The 24,959-nt window shown below is 62.8% G+C and carries 21 protein-coding genes and 1 pseudogene; 12 read left to right on the top strand and 10 right to left on the bottom strand.

Annotation, left to right across the window (positions count from 1 at the left end; translation table 11 throughout):
- Positions 1–69 precede the first annotated feature (69 nt).
- On the top strand, positions 70–1,644 hold the full coding sequence (locus tag X739_RS165425) for a hypothetical protein (protein ID WP_245273773.1): 1,575 nt from the start codon (positions 70–72) through the stop codon (positions 1,642–1,644).
- A 73-nt stretch (positions 1,645–1,717) separates the two neighbouring features.
- On the opposite strand, the gene X739_RS165430 is transcribed toward X739_RS165425, so the two are convergent.
- Both X739_RS165430 and X739_RS165435 read right to left on the bottom strand, forming a co-directional pair.
- Positions 1,718–2,371 carry a hypothetical protein gene (locus X739_RS165430; protein ID WP_023770053.1) on the bottom strand — a complete coding sequence of 218 codons (654 nt, stop codon included), beginning with the start codon at positions 2,369–2,371 and terminating at the stop codon, positions 1,718–1,720.
- Entirely contained in the window at positions 2,368–2,667 is a 300-nt protein-coding gene (locus X739_RS165435) for a DUF3572 domain-containing protein (protein WP_023770054.1), read from the bottom strand. Before X739_RS165435 ends, X739_RS165430 begins: the two co-directional genes overlap by 4 nt.
- A gap of 246 nt (positions 2,668–2,913) precedes the next feature.
- Between X739_RS165435 and X739_RS165440 the strand changes: the two genes are divergently transcribed.
- The 9 genes from X739_RS165440 to ugpC all read left to right on the top strand — a co-directional run bounded on the left by X739_RS165440 (position 2,914) and on the right by ugpC (position 13,104).
- Positions 2,914–3,285, top strand: a complete 372-nt coding sequence (locus X739_RS165440; RefSeq protein WP_006334976.1) for a response regulator — start codon at positions 2,914–2,916, stop codon at positions 3,283–3,285.
- Between the two features lie 33 nt (positions 3,286–3,318).
- The gene (locus X739_RS165445; RefSeq protein ID WP_023770055.1) at positions 3,319–4,692 is read left to right on the top strand and encodes a PleD family two-component system response regulator; all 1,374 of its coding nucleotides are present in this window, start codon (positions 3,319–3,321) and stop codon (positions 4,690–4,692) included.
- Positions 4,693–5,232: 540 nt separating this feature from the next.
- Positions 5,233–6,768, top strand: coding sequence for an FAD-dependent monooxygenase (locus X739_RS165450; protein ID WP_031247619.1), 1,536 nt, complete (start codon positions 5,233–5,235; stop codon positions 6,766–6,768).
- 85 nt (positions 6,769–6,853) lie between these two features.
- Positions 6,854–7,588: a FadR/GntR family transcriptional regulator gene (locus tag X739_RS165455; RefSeq protein ID WP_023770057.1), complete on the top strand. Its 735-nt coding sequence runs from the start codon at positions 6,854–6,856 to the stop codon at positions 7,586–7,588.
- Positions 7,585–8,772, top strand: a complete 1,188-nt coding sequence (locus X739_RS165460) for a PLP-dependent transferase (protein WP_023770058.1) — start codon at positions 7,585–7,587, stop codon at positions 8,770–8,772. Before X739_RS165455 ends, X739_RS165460 begins: the two co-directional genes overlap by 4 nt.
- Positions 8,773–8,797: 25 nt before the next feature.
- Positions 8,798–10,075: a sugar ABC transporter substrate-binding protein gene (locus X739_RS165465; protein WP_023770059.1), complete on the top strand. Its 1,278-nt coding sequence runs from the start codon at positions 8,798–8,800 to the stop codon at positions 10,073–10,075.
- 185 nt (positions 10,076–10,260) lie between these two features.
- A complete protein-coding gene (locus tag X739_RS165470; protein WP_023770060.1) occupies positions 10,261–11,184 on the top strand; it encodes a sugar ABC transporter permease in 924 nt (307 codons plus the stop codon).
- The gene (locus X739_RS165475; RefSeq protein WP_023770061.1) at positions 11,184–12,032 is read left to right on the top strand and encodes a carbohydrate ABC transporter permease; all 849 of its coding nucleotides are present in this window, start codon (positions 11,184–11,186) and stop codon (positions 12,030–12,032) included. The genes X739_RS165470 and X739_RS165475 overlap by 1 nt, the downstream gene beginning before the upstream one ends.
- A 4-nt stretch (positions 12,033–12,036) precedes the next feature.
- Complete coding sequence (ugpC, locus tag X739_RS165480; protein ID WP_023770062.1) at positions 12,037–13,104, top strand: sn-glycerol-3-phosphate ABC transporter ATP-binding protein UgpC; 1,068 nt, start codon at positions 12,037–12,039, stop codon at positions 13,102–13,104.
- A gap of 91 nt (positions 13,105–13,195) precedes the next feature.
- On the opposite strand, the gene rpmG is transcribed toward ugpC, so the two are convergent.
- The 8 genes from rpmG to X739_RS165520 all read right to left on the bottom strand — a co-directional run bounded on the left by rpmG (position 13,196) and on the right by X739_RS165520 (position 22,250).
- Positions 13,196–13,363 (bottom strand): 50S ribosomal protein L33, encoded by a 168-nt coding sequence (gene rpmG / locus X739_RS165485; RefSeq protein WP_006201775.1) that lies wholly within the window; start codon positions 13,361–13,363, stop codon positions 13,196–13,198.
- 154 nt (positions 13,364–13,517) lie between these two features.
- Positions 13,518–13,976, bottom strand: a complete 459-nt coding sequence (locus X739_RS165490) for a hypothetical protein (RefSeq protein WP_023770063.1) — start codon at positions 13,974–13,976, stop codon at positions 13,518–13,520.
- A gap of 114 nt (positions 13,977–14,090) precedes the next feature.
- A complete protein-coding gene (locus X739_RS165495; RefSeq protein ID WP_023770064.1) occupies positions 14,091–15,269 on the bottom strand; it encodes an MFS transporter in 1,179 nt (392 codons plus the stop codon).
- 78 nt (positions 15,270–15,347) lie between these two features.
- Positions 15,348–16,088, bottom strand: coding sequence for an NUDIX hydrolase (locus tag X739_RS165500; protein ID WP_023770065.1), 741 nt, complete (start codon positions 16,086–16,088; stop codon positions 15,348–15,350).
- A 73-nt stretch (positions 16,089–16,161) separates the two neighbouring features.
- Positions 16,162–16,596, bottom strand: a complete 435-nt coding sequence (locus X739_RS165505; protein ID WP_023770066.1) for a DUF983 domain-containing protein — start codon at positions 16,594–16,596, stop codon at positions 16,162–16,164.
- Positions 16,596–18,902 carry a ribonuclease R gene (gene rnr, locus X739_RS165510; RefSeq protein WP_023791406.1) on the bottom strand — a complete coding sequence of 769 codons (2,307 nt, stop codon included), beginning with the start codon at positions 18,900–18,902 and terminating at the stop codon, positions 16,596–16,598. The genes X739_RS165505 and rnr overlap by 1 nt, the downstream gene beginning before the upstream one ends.
- A 6-nt stretch (positions 18,903–18,908) precedes the next feature.
- Positions 18,909–21,527: a type I DNA topoisomerase gene (topA, locus tag X739_RS165515; protein WP_023770068.1), complete on the bottom strand. Its 2,619-nt coding sequence runs from the start codon at positions 21,525–21,527 to the stop codon at positions 18,909–18,911.
- 345 nt (positions 21,528–21,872) lie between these two features.
- A complete protein-coding gene (locus X739_RS165520) occupies positions 21,873–22,250 on the bottom strand; it encodes a hypothetical protein (protein ID WP_023791402.1) in 378 nt (125 codons plus the stop codon).
- A 168-nt stretch (positions 22,251–22,418) separates the two neighbouring features.
- Between X739_RS165520 and X739_RS01000000165685 the strand changes: the two are divergent.
- Positions 22,419–23,238: pseudogene (locus X739_RS01000000165685) on the top strand (cytochrome c biogenesis CcdA family protein).
- A gap of 159 nt (positions 23,239–23,397) precedes the next feature.
- A complete protein-coding gene (gene glmU, locus X739_RS165525) occupies positions 23,398–24,774 on the top strand; it encodes a bifunctional UDP-N-acetylglucosamine diphosphorylase/glucosamine-1-phosphate N-acetyltransferase GlmU (RefSeq protein WP_023770072.1) in 1,377 nt (458 codons plus the stop codon).
- Positions 24,775–24,959 lie beyond the last annotated feature (185 nt).

Raw genomic sequence — 24,959 nt, 5'->3', positions numbered from 1 at the left:
GGTATTTCCCTACCAGAGATACGAAACCATTTTTGCCTTTCGAGCGAACGGAGAATTCCCGTGAACCGTATGCTGCCTATTGCCTTTACCGCGCTCCTGCTGAGCGCGCCTGCTTTCGGCCAGTCCGTCGACAGTCAGGGCGCCAAGCAATTGTCCGATGATCTGTCGCGCTATGTCGGCAAACAGGCGCTCGACAAGGGGATCCTGAAGGTTTCGACAGAAGGGGACGCCTACAAGATCGAATTTGATTTCAAGGCGCTGGCCAGCAGCTTTCCCGACCAGAAGCTGGTGAAATTCGACTTTGCGCCCTACGCCCTGCTGGTCAAGCCGCGCAGCGACGGGTCTTGGGATGTCTCGATGGATTTTTCGCAGAGCGCCTCCTTTGAATTCAACGGCCCTCAGGGAAAGCAGAGCACGCAGTTCTCGATCAAGGACGGCAAGGGCAACGGCGTCTACGACCCCAAGCTGGCGGCCTTCACCAACGCCACGAGTTCGATGGCCGGGATGACGATGTCGTCGCAGGATGCCAAGCAAAAGATGGATGTGACCGCCGGCGCCGGCTCCGTGACGCTTTCCGCGACCAAGGCGACCAATGGCGGCGTCGATTTCACGACGTCGCAAAAGATTTCGAACTTCGTCGAAGCGATAAAATTCAACGATCCCGAGAGCGGGCTGAATTTTCCCGTCACCGTGAAGTCGCCGGAATTTTCCGTGGAGGCCAGCGGCAAGGGCGTGCAGACCAAGCCTCTGCTCGATCTTCTGGCGTTTGCCGTGGCCAACGAGGACGAGAAGACGCTGAAGGCAAACCAGGCGCGGCTCAAGTCGCTTCTGCTTGCAGCGCTTCCGGTGTGGGAGCGTGTCGACGGAACCTATGGCTTCAAGGACTTCGGGGTCGACAGCCCGATCGGCACGTTCGGAGCAACCCAGTTCGGCATAGCGTTCGGTTCCGACGGCGTCGCCCAGAACGGTAAGGTCAGCTATGGCATCAAGGCTTCGGGGTTGACCGTGCCGCAGCAGCTTTTGCCGAGTTGGAGCGTGGCATTGCTGCCCACCGATATCGACCTGAATTTCGGTGGCGCCAACATCGATCTCGACAGCATGGCGAAGAAGGCCATCGAAGCCTTTGATCTCAACCAGGATCCGCCGCTGCCGGCCGAGTTCGGCGACCAGCTCAAAGCCGACTTCCTCGCCAAGACGCCGAAGGTCGTCATCGGCCACAGTATCGTGAAGAACAAGGACATGGAGATCGCACTGGAAGGTGAGATGACAAGCTTCGGCCAGAAACCCGACGCAAATCTCACTGTCGATGTCGCCGGCTTCGACAAGATCATGGAGCATCTGCAGGAAGCGGCGAAGGCGGAGCCTGAGGTCGGGCAGTATGTGCCTGTCGCTCTCATGGCGAAGGGTTTTGCCAAGACGCTGCCGGACGGCAAGCTGGAATGGGCTATCAACACCAAGGCCGACGGCTCGGTCACTGTCAACGGTGTCATGCTGAAGCCCGCCGACCCTGCGGTGGACGATGGCGTCGACGGCGGTGACGGCTCGGACGATGAGAGCGGCGGACACAATGGCGGTAGCGATAATGGCGGCAGCGATAATGGCGGCGGCGCTGACGGCGGGGCGGGGGCGAAGCTCAATCCTTGAGTGTTCTGCCCTCGAGCAATTCCGGAACAGTGCGAACCGTTTTTCTGTCCGGGATCGCACCAAAACGCCTGGATTAGAACCCCAGCGCGCCAGCGATCTTAGGCGCGGCTTCGTGCCAATCCTGGACGACGATGACATCGTCCGGGACCGATGGCAGGAATCTGCGCAGCGAATTGTCGGCCATCAGATGGAAAAGATTTGCGTCGGCGACCGAGTCACGCACCGACGCCAGATTGGCCGGCTGATCGTCGACGAAGACCACCGGCCTGCCGCTCTTGCCGCGCAGTTTGGCTACCGCCGGTCCCTTGGCCATCTCGGTGGTCAGCAGCGGATAGGCTAGCCCCAGTGCATCGAGATGGGCGCGTCGCACGGCACGATGCCGGTGCGGCATGGCTGTCAGCAATATAATTTCCGCGCGGTCTCCGAGCCCCGTCAGGGCTTCCGCGGCGCCATCGGTGATGCTTTGCCAATCGGCTTGCGCGTCGAAGAAATCGCCCAGGAGTGCGGTGACTTCGGGTTGTTCGATCAGGCGGCCGCTCGCTGTCTCGGCAATGTTGCCGGTCAGCCGGAAGGAAGCCAGCGTCAGGCCATAGCCGCGCGCCTTGAGAAAATGCGGGAAAGGCCGGATGAATTCGAGCACCACGTCATCGACGTCGAGCACCAGCAGTGGTCGGTCGTCAGCCGCCAGTTCCTCGATCTGGCGCGCGGTTTCGGGATCATCGCTCATGTGGAATACTCGTGATTGTCATCGCCAAGCGGCAAGGCGCGCAACGCCTTGCCGACAGCCGCTGGTGGCGTGCCGGTTTCCTCGGCGAAGCGCATCAAGGTCGGCTCGTGGGCGAGAATGAACTGCAGGACGCCGGCCAGGAAACCCGGCTCGCCGGCCGCCCGGCGGATCGAATGCGCCTCTATTCCCGTGATCGCCAGAAAGCGCGGTAAAAGCTCCGGATCGGCGGCAACGAAGCCCAGTGCCTTCACGGCAATGGTTTCCGCCTCCTCGCGCATTGACGCTGCGTTTGCCATCACTACCTTCGGTGTGTGGAATGAGTCTCTCCCGCAGTAATGGCAAGAATTGCTTGCGGCAAGCCATTAGCGTAGGGCGCGCCCTTTGGACGCGCAGGGAGGCGAGGCGGAATTCATGCTGCTTTGCAGGCTTCGGGTTTCCGTTTCGTCAATGATATTGCCGTATAGTGAAGCAGGGTTTGGTGCGTTCAAGGAAAGAGCGCATGACGGCCACCTCCGGCGGAGGACGGTCGGGACGGGATGTCGATGCCTAAGAAGGTCATGATCGTCGAGGACAATGAGCTCAATATGAAGCTCTTTCGGGACCTCATCGAAGCAAGCGGTTACGAGACGGTGCGCACCCGAAACGGTCTGGAGGCGCTCGATCTGGCGCGCCAGCACCGGCCGGACCTCATCCTGATGGACATCCAACTGCCCGAAGTGTCGGGACTGGAGGTGACCAAATGGCTGAAAGAGGACGACGATCTTCACGTCATCCCGGTGATTGCGGTGACTGCCTTTGCGATGAAGGGCGATGAGGAACGCATCCGCCAAGGCGGCTGCGAGGCGTATATTTCGAAGCCGATCTCGGTGCCGCGTTTCATCGAAACCATCAAATCTTATCTGGGCGATGCCTGATGTACCCTTCCAGCCGAGCCGGAGCGTTGTGAAATGACTGCACGGATCCTCGTCGTCGACGACATCCCTGCCAATGTGAGGCTGCTGGAAGTCCGGCTGCTGGCCGAGTATTTCGAGGTTCTGACCGCCACCAATGGGTCCGATGCGATCGAGACCTGCGAGAACGGCAAGGTCGATGTCGTGCTGCTCGACGTAATGATGCCCGACATGGACGGGTTCGAGGTCTGCCGGCGATTGAAGAGCGATCCGGCGACGTCGCACATTCCGGTGGTGATGATCACCGCGCTCGACCAAGTCACCGACCGCGTGCGCGGGCTCGAGGCCGGCGCCGACGATTTCCTGACCAAGCCGGTCAACGACTTGCAGCTGATGACGCGCGTCAAGAGCTTGGTGCGACTGAAGTCACTGACCGACGAGCTTCGGCTGCGCGCCTCGACCACGCGCAACATCGGCATCGAAGAACTTTTGAGCCGCAATTTCGCGTCCGAGGACACGACGCCGAAGGTACTTTTGATCGACGAGCGCAAATCGTCGGTCGAGCGCCTCCAGAAGATGCTGCGCGACCGAGCCGACCTCGACGTCACCGGCGATCCGCATGCCGGATTCTTCCAGGCCGCGGAGACGCCCTATGAATGCGTGATGATCTCGACGGCCTTCGCTGATTTCGACCCGCTCAGGCTCTGCTCGCAACTGCGCTCCCTCGACCGCACCCGTTTCGTGCCGATCATCCTGCTGGCGGAGGAGGGCGAGGAGGAGCGCATCATCCGAGGGCTCGAACTGGGCATCAACGATTATCTGATGCGGCCGATCGACCAGCAGGAACTGACGGCGCGACTGCGCACCCAGGTGCGCCGCAAGCGCTACAATGACCAATTGCGCGCCAGCATCACCCAGACCATCGAAATGGCCGTGACCGACGGCCTGACCGGGCTGCACAATCGCCGCTATCTAGACAGCCATTTGCAGACGCTGTTCGACCGCGCCGTGGCGCGGCGACGGCCCCTGTCGGTGATGATCACCGATCTCGACCGCTTCAAGTCCATCAATGATGCGCATGGGCATGACGGCGGCGACGAGGTGCTGCGCGAATTCGCGCGGCGGCTGCGCAAAAACGTCCGGGGTATCGACCTTGCCTGCCGGTTCGGCGGCGAGGAGTTCGTGGTGGTGATGCCCGATACGGACGGCGCAGTGGCCGAGAGGGTGGCCGAACGCATTCGTGCCGAAATCGCCCAGATGCCGTTCGCCATCGGAGCCGAGGGCAAGACGATCGAGGTCACCGTCAGCGTTGGCGTGTCATCGGTGCTGAAGGGCGTGGATACGGTTGCGGCGCTGATGAAGCGCGCCGATCTCGCGCTCTACGAAGCCAAGAGCGGCGGCCGCAACCGCGTCGTTGCCAAGGCAGCCTGACGGTCCGGGCCCGATTATCCGGTCAACCCCAACAGGGTTACCCATTTACCTTAATCCAAGCGATTCACGAGCCTTGGTTAAGAAACTGTTGATTTTCATAAGCTCTTGCGCAAATGTGAAGTCCAAGAAGAAGCCGGCACGAGGTAGACAGCCGGCTCGATCCTCGAATACCCCATGATGCTCAGGTCCGCCGCATCTCCTGGGTCCGTGGGGTCGGCCGGCCGGCGCTGGCACATAGTGGCCTCCTCGTACCGCTGCCAAACGCCGACCGGCCCCCTTCATCCGATATGACATCAGGAATCGGCATCAAGCCCCGGAAGTGCCGGGGCTTTTTTGCGGCAGGGTCCCGCTTTCTGGATTGAAAAGGTCGCACCTTCGCCCGCTATCGCTTGGCAACGCCGCGACCTTTCACAGCCATATGCATAGGGGGAAGGAGAGCCATCCCCTCCATTCATACATATGGCGCGCAAGGGGCTTGCGGCAAGACCCGCCTGTTCCCGTAGAACCACGACCTGAGTTAACGGAAACGGGAGTGGCGAAATGACGGAATTGTTGCCAGGAGGCCGAGTGCGTGGGGATCATGCGGTGGTGATCGCCGGAGGCGGTCCGACCGGGTTGATGCTGGCTGGCGAACTCGCATTGGCGGGCGTCGATGTGGCCATTGTCGAGCGGCGGCCAAACCAGGAACTCATCGGTTTGCGCGCGGGTGGCCTGCACGCCCGCACCATCGAGGTGCTCGACCAGCGCGGAATTGCCGACCGCTTCCTCTCGCAGGGACAGACATCGCCGTCGGTGGGCTTCCACATGACCCGGTTGGACATCAGCGACTTTCCCACGCGGCACAACTATCTGCTGGCGCTGCGGCAAAACCACATCGAGCGGATATTGGCCGAGTGGATCAGCGAGTTCGGAGTGCCGATTTGTCGCGGGCAAGACGTCACGGGCTTCGCACAGGATGATGGTGGCGTCGACATCGATCTGTCCGGCGGCCAGCGGTTGCGGACGCAGTATCTCGTCGGCTGCGACGGAGGACGCAGCATGATCCGCAAGGCCGCGGGGATCGCGTTCGAAGGATGGGATCCGACGATGAGCTGGATGATCGCCGAGGTCGAGATGGCGGAGGAACCGGCATTGGGCTTTCGCAGTGACGCCCATGGCATCCATGCGATCGGCAAGATTGAGGAAGGTGGCCGGGTGGGTGTCGTGCTGACCGAGCAACACCTGACCATTGGTGGCGAACCGACACTGCGCGATCTCAGCGAGGCGCTTGCCGGCGTCTACGGCACCGACTACGGGGTCCACAGTCCGACCTGGATTTCCCGGTTCACCGACATGACGCGGCAGGCTGCCGCTTACCGCGACAGACGTGTGCTGCTAGCCGGTGAGGCCGCCCATATCCATCCCCCAATGGGCGGACAGGGTCTCAATATCGGCGTGCAGGACGCGGTGAACCTGGGATGGAAGCTGGCCCAGGTGGTAAAGCGAATATCGCCGGAAAGCCTGCTCGACAGCTACCAGGCCGAACGCCATCCGGTCGCCGCCCGCGTGCTGCGCAACGCGATGGCGCAGGTCGCGCTTCGTCGGATGGATGCTCGCACCAAGGCCTTAAGCGACACATTCGCCGAACTGCTCGCCATGGATGGGCCACGCAAACGGATCGCCGCGGAGATGTCTGGGCTGGGTGTCCACTACGATCTCGGGGAAGGGCACGGGCTGCTTGGGCGACGAATACCCGACCTCGATCTCTCCACCGCCAACGGGCCGTTGCGACTGTTCACGTTGCTCCACGACGCGCGGCCGCTGCTCCTCAATTTCGGTGAGCCAGGCAGGTTGAATATTGTGCCTTGGGCCGGCCGGGTCCGGCAGATCGACGCTTTGTATGCCGGTGCCTGGGAGCTTCCCCTACTCGGAACGGTCGGCGCACCCGACGCGGTCTTGATTCGGCCCGATGGATACGTGGCTTGGGTTGGCGTTGAGAATGAACAGGGATTGGCCGATGCGCTGACCAGATGGTTCGGACCGACTGCCGGAGCCGGGCGCCCTTCCGAACGCAGCGCGTCACCTTCCATGGGCTGAAGGCCGGGCGCCTCCTGACAAGCAATTGACAGGAGGCGCCGTCTGTGCAGAAATTGGTTGGACCATTGGACCACTTGGAGGAAATGTGGACCAGAACAGTCTGCCACCCATTCAGACGACGGCCCGTGACGACGCCGTGCTGAAGGCATTGGTGAGCTTCGTCCGCGCCGAGGCCTTGCGGCCTGGCGAGCGACTGCCGACCGAGCGCATCCTGGCCGAGCGGCTCAAGGTGAGCCGCAACACGGTGCGCGAGGCGCTGACGCGGTGGGAAGGACTGGGTCTGGTCGAACGCCGGCAAGGCAGCGGCACGTTTCTCAAGGCGGCCGTCTCGCCCGACATGCTGCATTTGCCGTTGACGCTGGCGGGCGGCAATGACTTCACCAGCCTGATGCAGACGCTGGAAATCCGCCGCGCGCTGGAGGCGGAAGCAGCGGCACTGTGCGCCGAGCGGGCAAGCCCGGCCGACATTGCCGAGATCGAAGGCAAGCTCGATATAATGGAGCAGGCGTTTCGCACCCTCGACGGCATGTCATCGGAAGAGGACTGGGAATTCCACCAGGCGATCTACCGGGTTTCCGGCAATCCGCTGTTCGAACAGATCATCGCCGCCATGCACGAACTGTTCCATCGCTTCTGGGAGCATCCGCTCGGTGTGCGCGATTTCGGCCATGCCAGCTTTCCCTATCACCGCACCATCTACGAACGTATCGCCGCGCGTGATCCGCGGGGAGCCCGCGACGAGGCGCTCAAGCTCATCGCCACCGTCGAGGACGATCTGAAGCGCGGTGCGGCCAAACTCAAACTTTCGGACCTGAAATGAACGGGCATCCAGACGGCTTCGACCACGATTATCTCGCCGAGGCGGCGACGCTTTTGGCGCATGACGAACCGTTTCCCGGCGGTGCCGTCGTGCCTCCGATCTACCAGACCTCGTTGTTCACCTTCGCCAATTATGCGGAAATGGCCGATACTTTTGCCGGCAAACGAAAGCAGCCGATCTATTCACGCGGCGACAATCCGACGGTCATGGAGTTCGAGGCCCGAGTCGCCGCGCTCGAGGGCGCCGAGGCCGCACGCGGCTTCTCCAGCGGTATGGCGGCGATCAGCGCCACCGTGCTTGCCTTCGTCGGCGCGGGCGAGCGCATCGTTGCGGTACGCAACTGCTATGGCGATGCCTACCGGCTGTTCGAGCGGCTCCTGCCGCGGCTCAACATCAAGGTCGATTATGTCGACGGCTCCGACCCGGATGCGGTTGCCTCGGCATTGCCCGGCGCCAAGCTGCTCTATCTGGAAAGCCCGACCTCGATGGTGTTCGAGCTCCAGGACCTGCCGCATCTGACCCGGCTGGCAAAAGAGCAGGGCATCGTCACCACCATCGACAATTCCTGGGCGACCCCGGTGTTCCAGAAGCCGATCTCGCATGGCGTTGACCTCGTGCTGCACTCGGCCTCGAAATATCTCGGCGGCCACAGCGACACCGTTGCCGGCGTGGTGGCCGGCTCGGCAGCGCACATCAAGCATATCAACGAGCAGACCTATTCCTATCTCGGCGGCAAGCTGTCGCCGTTCGAGGCCTGGCTTTTGCTGCGCGGCCTGCGCACGCTGCCGCTGCGTCTGCCCCACCATATGAAGAGCGGGCTTGCCATCGCCGAGCGGCTGAAGGCGCATGGCAATGTCGAGCGGGTCAACCATCCCGCCTATTCGAACCATCCGGGCAAGGCGACGCTTGCCGGCTATGGCGGATTGTTCTCGTTCGAGGTTACCGAGGACATCGACATTCCCGTGTTCGTCGACGCGCTGAAATATTTCCGCATCGGCGTCAGCTGGGGTGGGCATGAGAGCCTGGTCGTACCGGCCAAGGCGTCGCTGGAGCAGACGCCGGGACTGAATTCGATGGCGCGCTTCGGCGTCAGCCCCCGAACCATCCGCTTCAATGTCGGATTGGAAAGTGTCGAGGATCTCTGGGCGGATGTCGCCCAGGCCTTCGAAAAAGCCAGAAAATAGCGGGTTCAAAATGGGAGTCTTGAACATGAAAAAACTGACCGTCATGCTTGCCACCGTCGCGGGGCTGGCGATTTCCGCCGGTGGCGCGCTCGCCGATTCAACCCTGAAAATGGTCGAGGTTATCACCAGCCCGCCGCGCACCGAATTCCTCAAGAAACAGATCGCCGAGTTCGAGGCGGCCAATCCAGGCGTCAAGGTCGAATTGGTCTCGCTGCCCTGGGGCCAGGCTTTCGAGAAATTCCTGACCATGGTGCAGGCCGGCGATACGCCCGATGTGGTCGAGATGCCGGAACGCTGGATGGGGCTCTACGCCAACAATGCCCAGCTCGAGGATCTCGGCCCCTATATGGCCAAATGGGACGACGCCAAGACGCTCGGCGACCGCGCCAAACAGTTCGGCTCGACGGTCAACAACACCCAGTTTATGATTCCGTATGGCTACTATGTGAACGCGCTGTTCTGGAACAAGAAGCTGTTCAAGGAGGCTGGTCTCGACGGCCCGCCGGCGACACTCGACGAGTTTGTCGCCGATTCCAAGAAGATCTCGGCCATTCCCGGAAAATACGGCTACTGCCTGCGCGGCGGGCCGGGCGCCTTCAACGGCATGCACATGTTCATGAACATCGCTCAGGGCAAGGGCGGCTATTTCAACGAGGACGGTACCTCGACCATCAATGAAGAGGGCTCGGTCAAGGGCCTGCAGATGCTGGCCGACATGTACAAGAATGGTCTGGCGCCGAAGGATGCAGTGAGCTGGGGCTTCAACGAAACCGTCACCGGCTTCTACTCCGGCACTTGCGCCATGCTCAATCAGGATCCGGACGCGCTTCTCGGCATCGCCGACAAGATGAGCGCCGACGACTTCGCCGTGGCGCCGCTGCCGGTCGGACCAAGCGGAAAGTCCTATCCGACGCTCGGCTATGCCGGCTGGGCGATGTTCGCCAACTCGCAGCACAAGGACGACGCCTGGAAGCTGATGGCGACGCTTCTGTCGCCGAAGGACAATCTGGAATGGGCCAAGGAAGTCGGCGTCGTGCCGATCCACAAGGGTGCGGACCAGGATCCCCATTTCAAGACCGAGCAGTTCAAGGGCTGGTTCACGGAACTCAGCGACGGCTCCAAATATGAAATGGTGACGCCGCCGACGCATCTGGAAAACCTCGGCAATTTCGTCGACCAGGTCGCGATCAAGAACTTCCAGGAAGTGCTGCTCGGCCAGAAGACGGCCAAGGAGGTCGCCGACCAATGGGCTGCCTTCCTGACCAAGGAACAGCAGGACTGGCTGGCGAAGAACAAGAAGTAGGCACCTGCTCTTCCTTCTCCCCGTTCACTCACGGGGAGAAGGTGCCACGAGGTGACGGATGAGGGGCGGCGCCAGCATTCGCAAGTTCGCGCTGCCCCTCATCTGCCTACCGGCATCTTCTCCCCGTGAACGGGGGGAAGGGGGCAGCTTCAATGCCGGCATCCATCCTTCACCGTGAGCATCGTATGACCTATGCCGTATCCGAAATTCGATCCGCGGCGCCGCCACGAAAAAAGCGGCTCTCCTACGCGACGATCGAGCCTTGGCTCTACCTCAGCCCGGCGATCATCCTGCTGGTCGTGGTGCTGCTCGTGCCGTTGGTCATCGGCATCAGCTACTCCTTCCGCAAATTTTCGGCCTTCAAGTCCGAGTATGTCGGGCTCGGGCAGTATGAGGCGATGCTGTCGGACCAGGTGCTGGGCCAGGCGCTGATCAACACGTTGTGGTGGACGGTGGCCAGCCTGTTCTTTCAGTTCTTCCTCGGCCTTGGCCTGGCGCTGCTGCTCGACAAACCTTTTCCAGGCCGCAAGGCGGTGCAGGCGCTGGTCTTCCTGCCCTGGGCGGTGCCGTCCTTCCTGTCGGGCCTTACCTGGGCCTGGCTGTTCAACCCGATCGTCGGTCCGCTGCCGCACTGGCTGTTCGCCTTGGGGCTGAAAGCCGAACCGACCAACGTTCTGTCCGATCCCTCCACCGCCATGTGGGGGCCGATCGTAGCCAATGTCTGGTTCGGCATTCCGTTCTTCGCCATAACGCTGCTGGCGGCGCTGAAGTCTATTCCCTCGGAACTGCATGAGGCGGCGGCGATCGACGGCGCTTCGCCGTTGCAACGTTTCACCAAGGTGACGCTGCCCTTCCTGGCCCCAACCATCGCCATAACGGTGATGTTGCGCACGATCTGGATCGCCACTTTTGCCGACCTCATCTTTGTCATGACCGAGGGCGGACCGGCCGGCTCGACCAACACGATGCCGGTCTACATCTATGTCAGCGCCTTCAAGTCGCTGGACAAGGGCTATGCCTCGGCCGTGGCGGTGCTGCTGCTCGTCCTGCTCATCGCCTACGCGATCGTGCTGATCGCCATTCGCCGCTCGCTTGTGAGGCACGTCTGATGATCGCCGGACGCTCAGCTTCACAGCGCTTCTTCGGCGGCATCGGCCTTTACGCCGCGATCGCCGCCTACGTCGTCTTCGCTCTGTTCCCGATCTACTGGACGCTGAAGATCTCGGTCACGCCGGAGCGGCTGCTCTATTCCGAAGGCATCACCTTCTGGCCGTCGCACATGACGATCCAGAATTTCGTGACCGTGCTCGAAGCCACCGATTTCCCGCGCTATTTCCTCAACAGCGTCATCGTCTCGGTGTCGACGGCGGCACTGGTCACGGTCATCGCCACGCTCGCCGGCTACGCCATGTCGCGTTTCACCTTTCGCGGCAAGGCTGCACTGGCTCTCATGTTGCTTCTGACCCAGACCTTTCCGCTGGTGATGGTCATTCCGCCTATCTACCGCGTGATGGGGCAGATCGGCCTGATCAACAGCCTGACCGGGCTGATCATCATCTACACCGCCTTCAACACCGCCTTCGCCACCTTTCTGATGCAGTCGTTCTTCGACGGCGTCCCCAAGGACCTGGAGGAGGCGGCGATGATCGACGGCTGCACGCGCGCGCAGGCAATGCGCAAAGTGATCGTGCCGCTGACGTTGCCCGGCATGGGCGCGACGCTGGGCTTCGTCTTCACCGCCGCATGGAGCGAGCTGCTGTTCGCGCTGATGCTGATCTCCAGCGACGACCAGAAGACCTTCGCCGTCGGCCTGCTCACCTTCATCGGCAAGTTCGCCGTCGACTGGGGACAGATGATGGCGGCGTCGATCCTGGCGCTGATCCCGGTCTGCATCTTCTTCGCTTTCCTGCAACGCTATCTCGTCACCGGCCTGACCGCCGGCGCCGTCAAAGGATAGACCGATGGCCTCTGTCACGCTCGAAAAGGTCCGCAAGGATTATGGCTCCGTGCGCGTTCTGCACGCGGTCGATCTCGAAATCGCCGATGGCGAGTTCGTCGTCCTGGTCGGACCGTCCGGCTGCGGCAAGTCCACGCTTTTGCGCATGATCGCCGGGCTCGAGGAAGCCTCGGGCGGCGAGATCCGCATCGGCGAGCGGCTGGTCAACGATGTTGCGCCCAAGGACCGCGATATCGCCATGGTGTTCCAGTCCTATGCGCTATATCCGCATATGGACGTCTCGAAGAACATGGGCTTCAGCCTGATGCTGCGCAAGGCCGAGAAGCCGGCGATCGATGCGCGCGTCGATGGTGCCGCGAAGCGGCTGGGGCTCGATACGTTCCTGCAACGCCTGCCCAGGCAATTGTCTGGCGGCCAGCGCCAGCGTGTCGCCATGGGCCGTGCCATAGTGCGCGATCCCAAGGTCTTTCTCTTCGACGAGCCGCTGTCGAACCTCGATGCCAAGTTGCGCGTTCATATGCGCGCCGAGATCAAGGCGCTTCACCAGCAACTGAAGACCACTTCGGTCTACGTCACCCACGACCAGATCGAGGCGATGACCATGGCCGACCGCATCGTTGTCATGCATGACGGGCTGATCCAGCAGGTGGGCGCGCCGCTCGATCTCTATGACCGGCCGGCCAATATATTCGTCGCCGGCTTCATTGGCTCGCCTGGGATGAATTTCCTGCCGGCGACGGTGGAGAAGGGCGCCAAGGTGGACGCCGTGTTGTCCGATGGCCAGAAGCTTCGGCTGCCGCACGGCCTGCCGCTCAGGGACGGTGACGTCATCACCGTCGGCCTGCGGCCCGAGCATATCCGGCTGGCTGATGACGGCGCCCTGCAAGGCGAAGTGGGAGTGGTGGAGCCGCTCGGCCTGTCGACGCAGTTCTACGTCAAACTGGCCGGCCAGCAGCTTTGCGTCTTTGCGATGGGCCGCGCGGCCGTGAAGCCCGGCGACATGGTGCGCCTGTCGGCCGATCCGGCATCGCTGCATTTGTTCGACGAGAAGAGCGGCGACCGCATCGGCTAAGCGCTCAGCCGGGCTGACGGACATCAGCCGCCCGGCCAAACGAAAACGCCGCCCGATGGGCGGCGTTTCGGCATTCCAAAGGGAAACCAGATTACTTGATCTTGGTTTCCTTGAATTCTACGTGCTTCTTGGCGACCGGGTCGTACTTGCGGAACGACAGCTTGTCGGTCTTGGTACGGCTGTTCTTGCTGGTGACGTAGAAGAAACCGGTGTCGGCGGTCGACAGAAGCTTGATCTTGATGTTTGCGGCTTTGGCCATGATCTCAGTCCGTTATGTTCGTGGGGTTTTGGCCGCTGGAGCACGGGAAAACACCCGGACGCGGGAAACTTGGCGCGACACATAAAGAACGTGCCTGGAAAGTCAAGCCCCGCCAACCTTATGTGGCTCGCCCAAGCAGCCCAGAATGCATAAATCAGGCGGTTTCCGCTTCGGATACCGCAACCTTCTTCCAGTCTCCGGTCGTGTTCCACCAGCGATTCGGATTGGCACGGTCGTCCAGCCCCTTGGAGCGGCTGGCAAGGATCGGCTGGATGCGGATCACCGGCTCCTGATAGGAATGCGCCTGGAAAATCGCCTCGACGACGCGAGCCGCCAGCGCCTGGTCGTCGGGCAGTTCGAACGAAACCTCGACCGTGCCGGGGCGCCGCCGCAATTCGGCCTCGGCGCCGGCGGCCGCGCCGGCAAGTGGCCGGTAGCGCTCGATGCCATGCGCCGACTGGTAGGCGTTTCGATCATATTTACCCATAACCAGCGGGGCGATCGCAACCACCGCATCCATGATGCGGTCCACGTCCGAGGCCGGAGCCTGGAAGGTTACAAGCAGCAGAAGCGTCATTCGCAGTGATGTGGTCTCAAAGCCGCTGTCGATCATGGCAGTGTCCTCAACTTCGGGTATCAGGGGACACTCTTTTAACCGCACGCTCCTGACACGGTTCTGTCAGTATCTGCCGCGGCGCGGCGGATAAGGGCACTCGACGGTGGGGTGCTACAGCAGGAGCTTGCGGACGAGCCTGAAGCAGACCAAGGCGATGTAGGCGGCGAAGAACAGGCCGAGCGACCAGCCAAAGCCGGAAGGTCCGAAACTGTCCATTCCGATGCCGATCGCCTGCGGACCAAGCACCATGCCGACGCCGTAGCACAGCACGAAAGCGGCATTGGCCGAAGCCAGCTCGTGGCCGGAGAGCTGCGAACCGAGATGGGCGAGGCCGATCGTGTACATGGCCGCGACGACACCGCCCCAGACGAAAAGCAGGGCAGCCATCAAGTGCCAGTTAGCGGCAAAAAACGGCATGAACATCGTGCCGGCGAGACCGACCGTGGCGCAGGCGAGCAGCAGATAGCGCCGGTCCGAGACGCGGTCGCTGATCATGCCGATCGGGATCTGCAACAGCACGTTGCCGAGACCGATCATGGTCAGCAGCAGCGCCGCGTCGGCCTCGGAATAACCGATGCGGTTGCCGTAGATCGGGAACAGCGCGAAGCCGCCAGTCTCGACGGCGCCGAACACGAGTACGGCGAAAGTCGCGGTTGGCACCAGCCAGATATAGCGCAGGAAGTGGCTGGTTTCGCTGTCGGCCACGATGGTCGGGCTTTCGTTGCGCGCGGCGAGCACCGGTATGGCAGCCAGCGTCACCAGGGCAATGATGACGCCGAACGGCCTGAAGCCGGAGCTGCCGAGATGAGCAAACAGCCACGGCCCGGCGGCAAAGCCGAGCGACAGGACGGTGGCATAGATGCCAAGCACAAGGCCGCGCCGGTGTGGCGGCGCCGACGTGCTGATCCAGAATTCCGACAGGATGAACAGCACTGTCAGCGCGATGTGAAGAACGACGCGCAGCGGAAACCACATCCAGAAATCGGGCGCGAAATGGAAACCGACGAAGGCGAGCGCGCCGGTGGCAATCATGGCGATCATGGTCCAGGCGACGCCGAAGCGCATGGCGAGCGGCGTGGCCAGCGGCGCCCCGGCGATCGAGGCCAGGCCGGCGACAGCCGTGTTTAGGCCGATCATCGAGGCCGAATGACCGCGTGTTTCCAGGATGACGCTGAGCAAGGGCATGCCGAGGCCGATGGCGATGCCGACGACGCTGATCGACGAAATCGCCGCCACCATCGGCAGCCAGTGTACGCGTTCGTCGCCCTGTGGTTGGGTATCGACCGTCATGGGATGCTGAATACTCTGTCTCTTTGATCTTGCGCAATTCCCGCGGGAAAACCGCGGCACACTTTTCCTGGAATTGCTCTAGAGAAGTTCGCGGGTGAAGCGGTTGCGGACAAGCCGGTAGAAAGGGACAGGTCCGCCCGGCCGCAGCAGCGGATCGTCGGCGAGCCGTTTTTCCAGATCGTCCAGGATCATTCGGGTGATGTCGGGTATGTCGGCCTGCTTGGCCTTGGCGAGCGGCAGCCAGACCAGTTCCTCCAATTCGTTGGTCGGGCCGCCATCGGCCAGTTCGACGGCGACATCGCCACGCCAGGCGCTGAAGAAGCGGGTGTCGAAGCGGCGCACCCGGTTCGGCGGCGTGATGGCGCGCGCGACGAAGCGCAGCGCTTCCAGCGACGGTGCCACGCCATGTTCGACGAAACCCTGCCAATCGCGCCTGGTCGTGGCAAAGGCGCCTTTGCGGCCGATCAGCAGGCCGGCTTCCTCGTAGGTCTCGCGGACCGCCGACAAAGCAATGGCGCGGGCACGGGCGCGGCTGGTGCGGCCGGGGCCGGCCGTCAGCTTGGCTTCTTCGTGCTGGTCGAGTGCCGTCGCTGTCGGTATGCGGCTGTCGGCAGGGTCTGTTCGGCCGCCGGGGAACACGAACTTGCCTGGCATGAAAGCGTGTGCGGCGTGGCGGCGTCCCATCAACACCTGGACGTCGTCGCCATTGCGGTCGAGCAGGATGAGCGTCGCGGCGTCACGCGGACGCAGGCGCCCGCCGCCATGCGTGGCAAGACCCTTGTCGAGCTTGTCGGCATCCGCCTTGGTCAATGCTTCCATGCGCAGGGACCTAGCGGAAACTTCTTGCATGCGAAAGTAGCCTTAGCGATTGGCGTGTTGCGCCAGCGGCGCCTCAGGCGCCGTGGTGGGACTCCGTCCCATCCTTTTCGCCACCGAATCCGTGCATATAGAACGCCCATTGCAGTCCGATGACGGCGCCCTTGACCGGTTGCAGCAGCGCGATGGAGAGCAGGATGGTCAAAGGCACCCATATGGCAATGTGCTGCCAGGTGGAGAGCGTCGAGGTCGCTTCCACGCCCATGAAGGCACCGAGAACGATATGGCCGACGATGACGATGACCAGGTAGGCTGGCAGATCGTCGGCGCGATGGTGATGGATCTCCTCGCCGCAGACGCTGCAGGTTTCGACAGTCTTGGTGAAGCCGCGGAACAGCTTGCCTTCGCCGCAGTTCGGGCAGCGGCCCAAGAGGCCCCGCTTCATCGCCGTCCACAGTGGGCGGGCAATCCGGCCAGACTGATGTTCGCCGCCAAAAACCTGTTGTTCCATCATCGTCTCCTGCCGCGCGACCCCGGTCGCGATTGCGACGCACGGGCCCGGCCCTTAGCCTTGTGAAACGACCTGCTGGAGCCTGGCAGGGGCTTTGGCTCGGTCAACATCTCGAAGCGCATCGCGCCGGCCATTGGCGCCACCTCGACGAGCCGGACCTCGACGCGGTCCGCGAGCTGGTAGCCTTTGCCCGAGCGTTCTCCGAACAGGGAGCGGGCCGTTTCATCGTATATATAGTAATCGCCGCCCAAAGTTGAAACCGGGATGAAACCATCGGCGCCATATTGCGGCAATTGGACAAAAAGTCCTGATTTGGTGACGCCGGAGATGCGGGCGTCGAAGCGGTCGTCGATGCGCTCAGCGAGGTAGGCCGAAATCAGCCGGTCAACCGTGTCGCGCTCGGCAGCCATTGCGCGCCGCTCGGTGCCGGAGATCAGCACCGCAACGTCTTCGAGGCGGGCCTCCTCATCCTGCGTCAGTCCGCCTGGGCCCAGGCCGAGCGCGGCAATAAGTCCGCGATGCACGATCAGGTCGGCGTAGCGGCGGATCGGCGAGGTGAAATGGGCGTAACGGCTGAGGTTGAGGCCGAAATGGCCGATGTTCTTGGGTGAATATTCGGCCTGGCTCTGCGAGCGCAGCACCACTTCGTTGACCAGCGCCTCGTTGTCGGCGCCGCGCACACGCTCAAGAATGCCGTTGAACTGGCTGGGCCGCATCTGGGCGCCGCGTGCCAATGACAGGCTAAGCGTCTGCAGGAATTCGCGCAGCGATTCCTGCTTGGCCAGCGACGGCGCGTCATGGACGCGATAGACCAGCGCCTGCTTCTTGCCCTCCAGCGTTTCGGCCGCGGCGACATTGGCCTGGATCATGAACTCTTCGATCAGCTTGTGGGCGTCGAGCCGCTCCGGCACGACGACGCGGTCGACCGTGCCATCCGGCTTGAGCAGGATCTTGCGCTCCGGCAGGTCGAGCTCCAGCGGCTGTCGGCCGTCGCGGCCGCGCTTGAGGATCGCATAGGCCTCCCACAGCGGCCTCAGCACAGTGTCGAGGATCGGGCCGGTCTTGTCGTCCGGTACACCGTCGATCGCGGCCTGGGCCTGGCTATAGGCCAGCTTGGCCGCCGACTTCATCATGACGCGGTGGAAGGAATGCCTGATCTTTCTGCCCTCCGCGGAGAAAGTCATGCGCACCGCGAGTGCCGGACGATCCTGACCCTCGCGCAGCGAACAGAGATCGTTGGAGATGCGTTCGGGCAGCATCGGCACGACGCGATCGGGGAAATAAACCGAATTGCCGCGCTTCAGCGCTTCGCGGTCGAGCGCCGTGCCATGGCGGACGTAGGCCGCGACATCCGCGATGGCGACCGTCGCGATGACGCCGCCGGGGTTCTTTTCGTCGAGGTCAGGGGTGGCGAAGACCGCGTCGTCATGGTCCTTGGCGTCGGCCGGATCGATGGTAACCAGCGGCAGGTCGCGCCAGTCCTCGCGATGGTCAAGCGTCGCGGGCTTCGCCGCCTCGGATTCGGCAATGACGTCGGCTGGGAAAATGTGGGGAATGTCGTGCGCGTGGATGGCGATCATCGAAACCGCCCTTTCGCTGGTCAGCGAACCCAGCACATTCAGCACCTTGGCGCGGGGCAACCCAAAGCGGGAGGCTCGCGCTGGCTCGACTTCGACCAGGTCGCCGTTTTTGGCGCCGTTCTGGAATTCCTTGTCGACGATCAGCTCGGGCTGGCGCCGTTCCACCGGCTCGATGCGGAAGCTGCCGTCCTGAAGCACGCGAAAGACGCCGAGGACAGCGTCCGTGCGCTTCTCGAAGATCTTCATCACTCGGCCGGTATAGGCAGGCCCTGACGGATCGTCGGTCGGGAAGGTTTTGGCCAGCACGCGGTCGCCGATGCCTGGCGCGGGACCGTTGCCGCTGCGCGAAACGCGGATCGAGACCACGGGAGGCTCGCCCGGACCGACTGCCTCGGCCGGGTGCGCCAGCAAGATGCCATCGCCGTCGCGGCCAAAGATGTCGAGCACGGCGACATGGGGTAGGGCGCCGACCCTGGCCAACCGCTTGCGCTCCTTGGTCAGAACGCCTTCGTCCTGCAGGTCGCGCAGGAGATCTTTCAGCCAGACGCGGTCGTCGCCGCGCAACGCGAACGCCTTGGCGATGTCGCGCTTTCCGGCGCGATCTGGGTTTTCGGCGATATAGCGCAGGATTTCGTCGCGCGAGGGCCGATAGTCGTCCTTGACCTTGGCCCGGGTGTCGGCGGTGCGGGGATCGCCGTGACTTCTTCCGGTGATCCTGCGCGCCACGCCGTTCTACCCTTTTTTCTTCGCGGCCGGCTTCTTGGCCGCTGTTTTCTTGGCGGTGGGGGCTTTGATTGCCGCCGCCTTGCGGAACGGCTTCTTGCCACCGCCGCCCTTGGCTTCCTTCTCGGCAATCAGCGCCAGCGCATCCTCGATCGTCACCGATTGCGGATCCTTGCCCTTGGGCAGCGTGGCGTTGACCTTGCCGAAATTGACGTAGGGGCCGTATTTGCCGTCGCGCACGACGATCTTGCCGCCATCCGGATGGTCGCCAAGCTCCTTCAGAGCCGCAGGCGTGCCACCGTTGCGGCCACCCTTGCCCTTGGACTGCTTCTCGGCAATCACTGTGACGGCACGGTTGAGGCCAATGGAAAACACATCCTCGATGCTGTCGAGATTGGCGTAGGTGCCATCGTGCAGCACGAACGGCCCGTAACGGCCGAGGCCCGCCGAGATCATCTTGCCGGATTCGGGATGTTTGCCCACGTCGCGCGGCAGCCCCAGCAAGGCCAGCGCCTTCTCATGGTCGATGGAATCAGGCGTCCAGCCCTTGGGCAGGCTCGAACGCTTTGCCTCCTTGCCGTCGCCGCGCTGGATGTAGGGGCCGAAGCGCCCCGAGCGCAGCGTGATTTCCTCGGCCGTATAAGGATCCTTGCCGAGCAACTTGGTACCGTCCTCGCCGCCGCCATTCTCGCCATTGGGATTGGCGGCGTCGCCGAGCTGGCGGGTGAAGGAGCATTCGGGATAGTTCGAGCAGCCGACGAAAGCGCCGAACTTGCCGAGCTTCAGCGACAGATTACCGGTGCCGCATTTGGGGCAGATGCGCGGGTTGGAACCGTCCTCGCGGGCGGGAAAAACCAGCGGTGCCAGTTCCTCGTTCAGCGCATCGAGCACATCGGTGACGCGCAGCTCCTTGATGTCGGCGACGGCGCCCGAGAAATCCTTCCAGAAATCGCGCAGCACGTCCTTCCAGGCGAGCTTGCCGTCGGAGATCTCGTCGAGTTTCTCCTCCAGCGACGCGGTGAAGTCATACTCGACATAGCGCGCGAAGAAGCTTTCCAGGAAAGCCGACAGCAGGCGGCCCTTGGCCTGCGGCACCAGCCGGCGCTTGTCGATGGTGACGTAGTCGCGGTCCTCGAGCGTCTTCAGGATCGCGGTGTAGGTCGAGGGGCGGCCGATGCCGAGTTCTTCCAGCTTCTTGATCAGCGACGCCTCGGAGTAGCGCGGCGGCGGCTCGGTCGTGTGCTGGGTGGCATTGATCGCGCGGCGGGCAAGCTGCTCGCCGGAGCGGATCTCGGGCAGACGGCGGTTTTCCTCGTCTTCGGTGTCGTCGTCCTTCTGATCGGTGTAGGCGGCGATGAAGCCGTCGAAGCGAACGACCGAGCCGACAGCGCGAAGTTCCGCGGTGCGGGCGCCATTCAGCGCCTCGATCTCGACAGTGGTGCGCTCGATCTCGGCCGACTGCATCTGGCTGGCGATGGCGCGCTTCCAGATCAGTTCATAAAGCCGCATCTGGTCGGAATCGAGATATTGCCTGACCGATGCGGGGGTGCGCATGAAATCCGTCGGCCGGATGGCCTCGTGCGCTTCCTGGGCGTTCTTGGCCTTGGCGGTGTACTGGCGTGGTTTCTCCGGCAGGTACTTCGGGCCGAATTCCTTCGCAATGGCATCGCGAGCAGCATCGATCGCCTCGGGGGCCATCTGCACGCCGTCGGTTCGCATATAGGTGATCAGGCCGGTGGTCTCGCCGCCGATCTCCATGCCCTCATAGAGCCGCTGGGCCACCTGCATGGTGCGCGTGGCCGAGAAGCCGAGGCCCGATGAGGCGGCCTGCTGCAATGTCGAGGTGGTGAAGGGCGGACCGGGGTTGCGCCTGGTCGGCTTGGCTTCGACGGACAGCGCCTTGAAGGTGGCGCCTTCGAGCATCGCCTTGATGTCGTCGGCCTGTGCCTTGTTGGCAATGTCGAGCTTTTGCAGCTTCTTGCGCTCGAAGGCGGTGAGGCGGGCTTCGAAGGTCTCGTTGCGCGGCGTGCCGAGGAGAGCTGATATCTGCCAATATTCCTCGCGGATGAAGCGCTCGATCTCGGATTCGCGGTCGCAGACCAGGCGCAGCGCCACCGACTGGACGCGGCCGGCGGAGCGGGCGCCCGGCAATTTGCGCCACAGGACAGGCGACAGGGTGAAGCCGACGAGATAGTCGAGCGCGCGGCGGGCCAGATAAGCGTCGACCAGCGGCGCATCGATCTGGCGCGGATTGGCCATCGCCTCCAGCACCGATGATTTGGTGATGGCGTTGAAGACGACGCGGCTGACCGGCTTGTCCTTCAGCGCGCGCTTCTGCTTGAGCACTTCCAGAACGTGCCAGGAGATGGCTTCACCTTCGCGATCCGGGTCGGTGGCAAGGATCAGGCCGTCGGCGTCCTTGACCGCCTTGGCGATGTCGGCGAGCCGCTTGCCGGAGGCGGTGTCGACCGCCCAGGACATGGCAAAATCCTCATCCGGGCGCACCGAGCCATCCTTGGCCGGCAAATCGCGGACATGGCCGAACGAGGCCAGAACCTTGTAGTTCCTGCCCAGATATTTGTTGATTGTTTTTGCCTTGGCCGGCGATTCGACGACGACGACGTCCATGAGGTCTCATATCAGCTGTGATGCGGCAGAAGAATTCCGCTGCGCGCGACGAAATCTCGGTTCTGTTCGTCGCTCACATGGCCGCGCTTTTGCATCCGGTCAAGGGCAGGCGCCCAAAATGCGGGGCCGCCGACAGCAATACACTCTAAGAGTGTATGGAGAACATCACATATTTTAGAATGAGTGGGCGCAAGCCTCGGAAGATTGGGAGAAGTTCAATTTGTTGCTGGTCCAATCGGGCTGGAATGGGCCAGGTCGAGTCCGGCGACGGCCCGGCCGCCGGACTCGGAGGGATGCCCGGCGGCCGTTGAGAAGTCCCGTTTGGCGGAACTCCCGATGGGAAACTCAGTCCGCCTTGACGACGTGCCAGACGCCGGCGACGCCATCCCCCGTCACGTCGCCGGCCTTCTTGTCCTTGATGAAGGTGTAGACCGGCTTGCCGTCATGGGCCCACATCTTGGTGCCGTCGGTACGGTCGACGACGCTCCATTCATCGTCCGCCTTGGCGCCGGCCTTGGCCTTCAGCGGCGGCCAGTTGGCGGCGCACTTGTCGTAGCAGTTGGTCTTGCCCTTTTCGTCCTTGTCATAGGTGTAAAGCGTCATGCCGTTGGCGTCGGTGTNGATCTTGGCGCCATTGACCTCGGCTTCCTTCCACGCTTCGGCGGCAAAGGATACGGCGCTGCTGAGCAGGAGCGCGGCCAGCGCTGCGGTTATCGTTTTCATGGAAATCTCCGTGGCTGATATTCGAAGGCGCGCGGGAAATCGCGGCCTCGTCGTGTCAACGCCTTGCGCGGATGCTTTCTTCCCCGCCCGCGATGACTTACCACACGATGGTGATTGGCGGACAAACCGGCGTGCCGCTATATCGTCGCCAAAGGTTGGAGTTTTGGAATGGCATTGGATATCGGCTATGTCAGCGCGGTCGGGGCGGGGGCCATCTCGTTCCTCTCGCCATGCGTGCTGCCGCTGGTGCCGCCTTATCTCTGCTACATGGCCGGCGTCTCCGTCGACGATTTCCGCGGCAATGCAGGTGCGACGGCACGCGAGGGCGCGCGCGGCGCGCTGCTCTATTCCTCGATCGCCTTCGTGCTCGGTTTTTCCACCGTGTTCGTNACGCGAGGGCGCGCGCGGCGCGCTGCTCTATTCCTCGATCGCCTTCGTGCTCGGTTTTTCCACCGTGTTCGTGGCGCTAGGCGCCGGCGCGTCGACCATCGGTCGGCTGCTGCGCGTCTGGCAGGAGCCGCTGGCGATGGGCGCCGGCGTGCTGATCATCCTGATGGGCCTGAATTTTCTCGGCATCCTGCGTATTCCGCTGTTGTCGCGCGAGGCGCGTTTCCAGTCGCAGGGCAAGCCGGCAAATGCTATCGCCGCCTATGTCATGGGGCTCGCCTTTGCCTTCGGCTGGACCCCCTGTATCGGCCCGGTGCTGGGGCCGATCCTGACCCTGGCCGGCGGCCGCGAAACGGTGGGCGAGGGCGCGCTGCTGCTCGCCGCCTATTCGCTCGGACTTGGCATCCCGTTCCTGATCGCGGCGCTGTTCTCCGGCGCCTTCATGCGCTTCCTCGGCAAATTTCGCGTCCATCTCGGCCGCGTCGAAAAGGCCATCGGCGCACTGCTGGTGGTCGCTGGCGTCTTTTTCCTCACCGGTGGCGTGCAGACGGTGTCCTACTGGTTGTTGGAAAATTTCCCGGTGCTGGGGCGGCTGGGCTGACGCTTGTCGACTTGCGGTGAGGTACGGGATTTCAACTGAGGACCCGCTGATTGAGAGTCAGCTGCTTTATCATCTCACCGGAATTTAACCGCATTGGTGCAGCATGGCGCCACTGCTATCGTGTCTTGATTCCCAACCCTTTCATACGGTTGCCCGTCCATGAGCCAGAGATCCTGCCTGTCCGTCATCCTCGCCGCCGGCGAAGGCACGCGCATGAAGAGCGCGCTGCCGAAGGTGCTGCACCAGATCGCGGGCCTGCCGATGGTCGCTCACGTGGTGAAGGCGGCCGACGCCGCCGGCGCCACCAGCGATGCGATCGTCATCGGACATGGAGCGGAAGAGATGCGCAAGGCGGTAGCGAAATTTTCACCCAAGGCCGAAACCTTCGTGCAGGAAGAGCGCTTGGGTACGGCGCATGCTGTTCTTGCCGCACGTGAAGCTATATCAAGGGGTTATGACGACATCCTGGTGATGTTCGGCGACACGCCGCTGATCGATGCGGAAGCGCTCACGATGGCGCGGCTGAGATTGGCGGAAGGTGCTGCCGTCGTGGTGGTCGGATTCCGCCCACCCAATCCGACCGGCTATGGCCGGTTGATCGAAAAGGATGGCAAGCTCACGGCTATCCGCGAGGAAAAGGACTGCTCCGAAGAGGAGAAGAAAATCGGCTTCTGCAATGCCGGCATGATGGCGGTGGCGGGCGCGCACGCGCTGACACTGCTCGACGCGGTCGGCAACAAGAATGCCAAGGGCGAGTATTATCTGACCGATATCGTCGAGATCGCCAGTGCACAAAATCTCGATGTCGTTGCCACCGAAGCCAGCTTCGAAAGCGCGCTCGGCATCAACAATCGCGCCGAACTGGCGCAAGCCGAAGCCATCTGGCAACAGCGCCGGCGCCATGACGCGATGCTGTCGGGCGTGACGCTGATCGCCCCGGAAACCGTGTTCTTCTCGTATGACACCGACATCGGCGCAGACACCATCGTCGAACCCAACGTCTGGTTTGGTCCGGGCGTGAGGATCGCCGGCGGCGCCAAAATCCACGCCTTCAGCCACATCGAGGGCGCCACCATCGGGTCCAATTGCGATGTCGGGCCGTTCGCACGGCTGCGGCCAGGCGCCGATCTCAGAAACAAGGCCAAGGTCGGCAATTTCTGCGAGGTCAAGCAAGCCGTCATCGAGGACGGCGCCAAGGTCAACCATTTGACCTATATCGGCGACGCGCGTGTCGGCGCGGGCGCCAATATCGGGGCGGGCGCCATCACCTGCAACTACGACGGCTACTCAAAGTTCTTCACGGACATCGGCGAGGGTGCCTTCATCGGCTCCAATTCCTCGCTCGTGGCGCCGGTGTCGATCGGCAAGGGCGGCTACATCGCCTCGGGCAGCGTCATCACCGAAAGCGTACCCGACGATGCACTGGCCTTCGGCCGCGCCCGCCAGAAGACGATCCCCGGCAAAGGCAAGGAATTGCGCGAACGCTTTGCTTCCGCGGCGGCCGCGAAGAAGAAAGCGGCTGGCGCCGACCATTAGCGATTGGGTCGACGGTCTGCTTTCTCGCCGAAGCCATCGAAAAACCGAATGATTGCAGTAACTGGATTGCAAGAGCGGGCTGTCATGGTGCATGCCTGCTGAAGCGTCCGTTACAGCGGACGAAATGCAATGTGACTTTCGCGGCAGGCCGGCCACGCCTAAATATCGCTGGTTTTCCGTTGGCA

Origin of the sequence: Mesorhizobium sp. LNHC209A00, from assembly GCF_000502915.1 — a bacterium.
Classification (GTDB): Bacteria; Pseudomonadota; Alphaproteobacteria; order Rhizobiales; family Rhizobiaceae; genus Mesorhizobium.
Note: the sequence above shows the minus strand (reverse complement) of the source record. Positions and strands in the feature narration are given on the sequence as shown.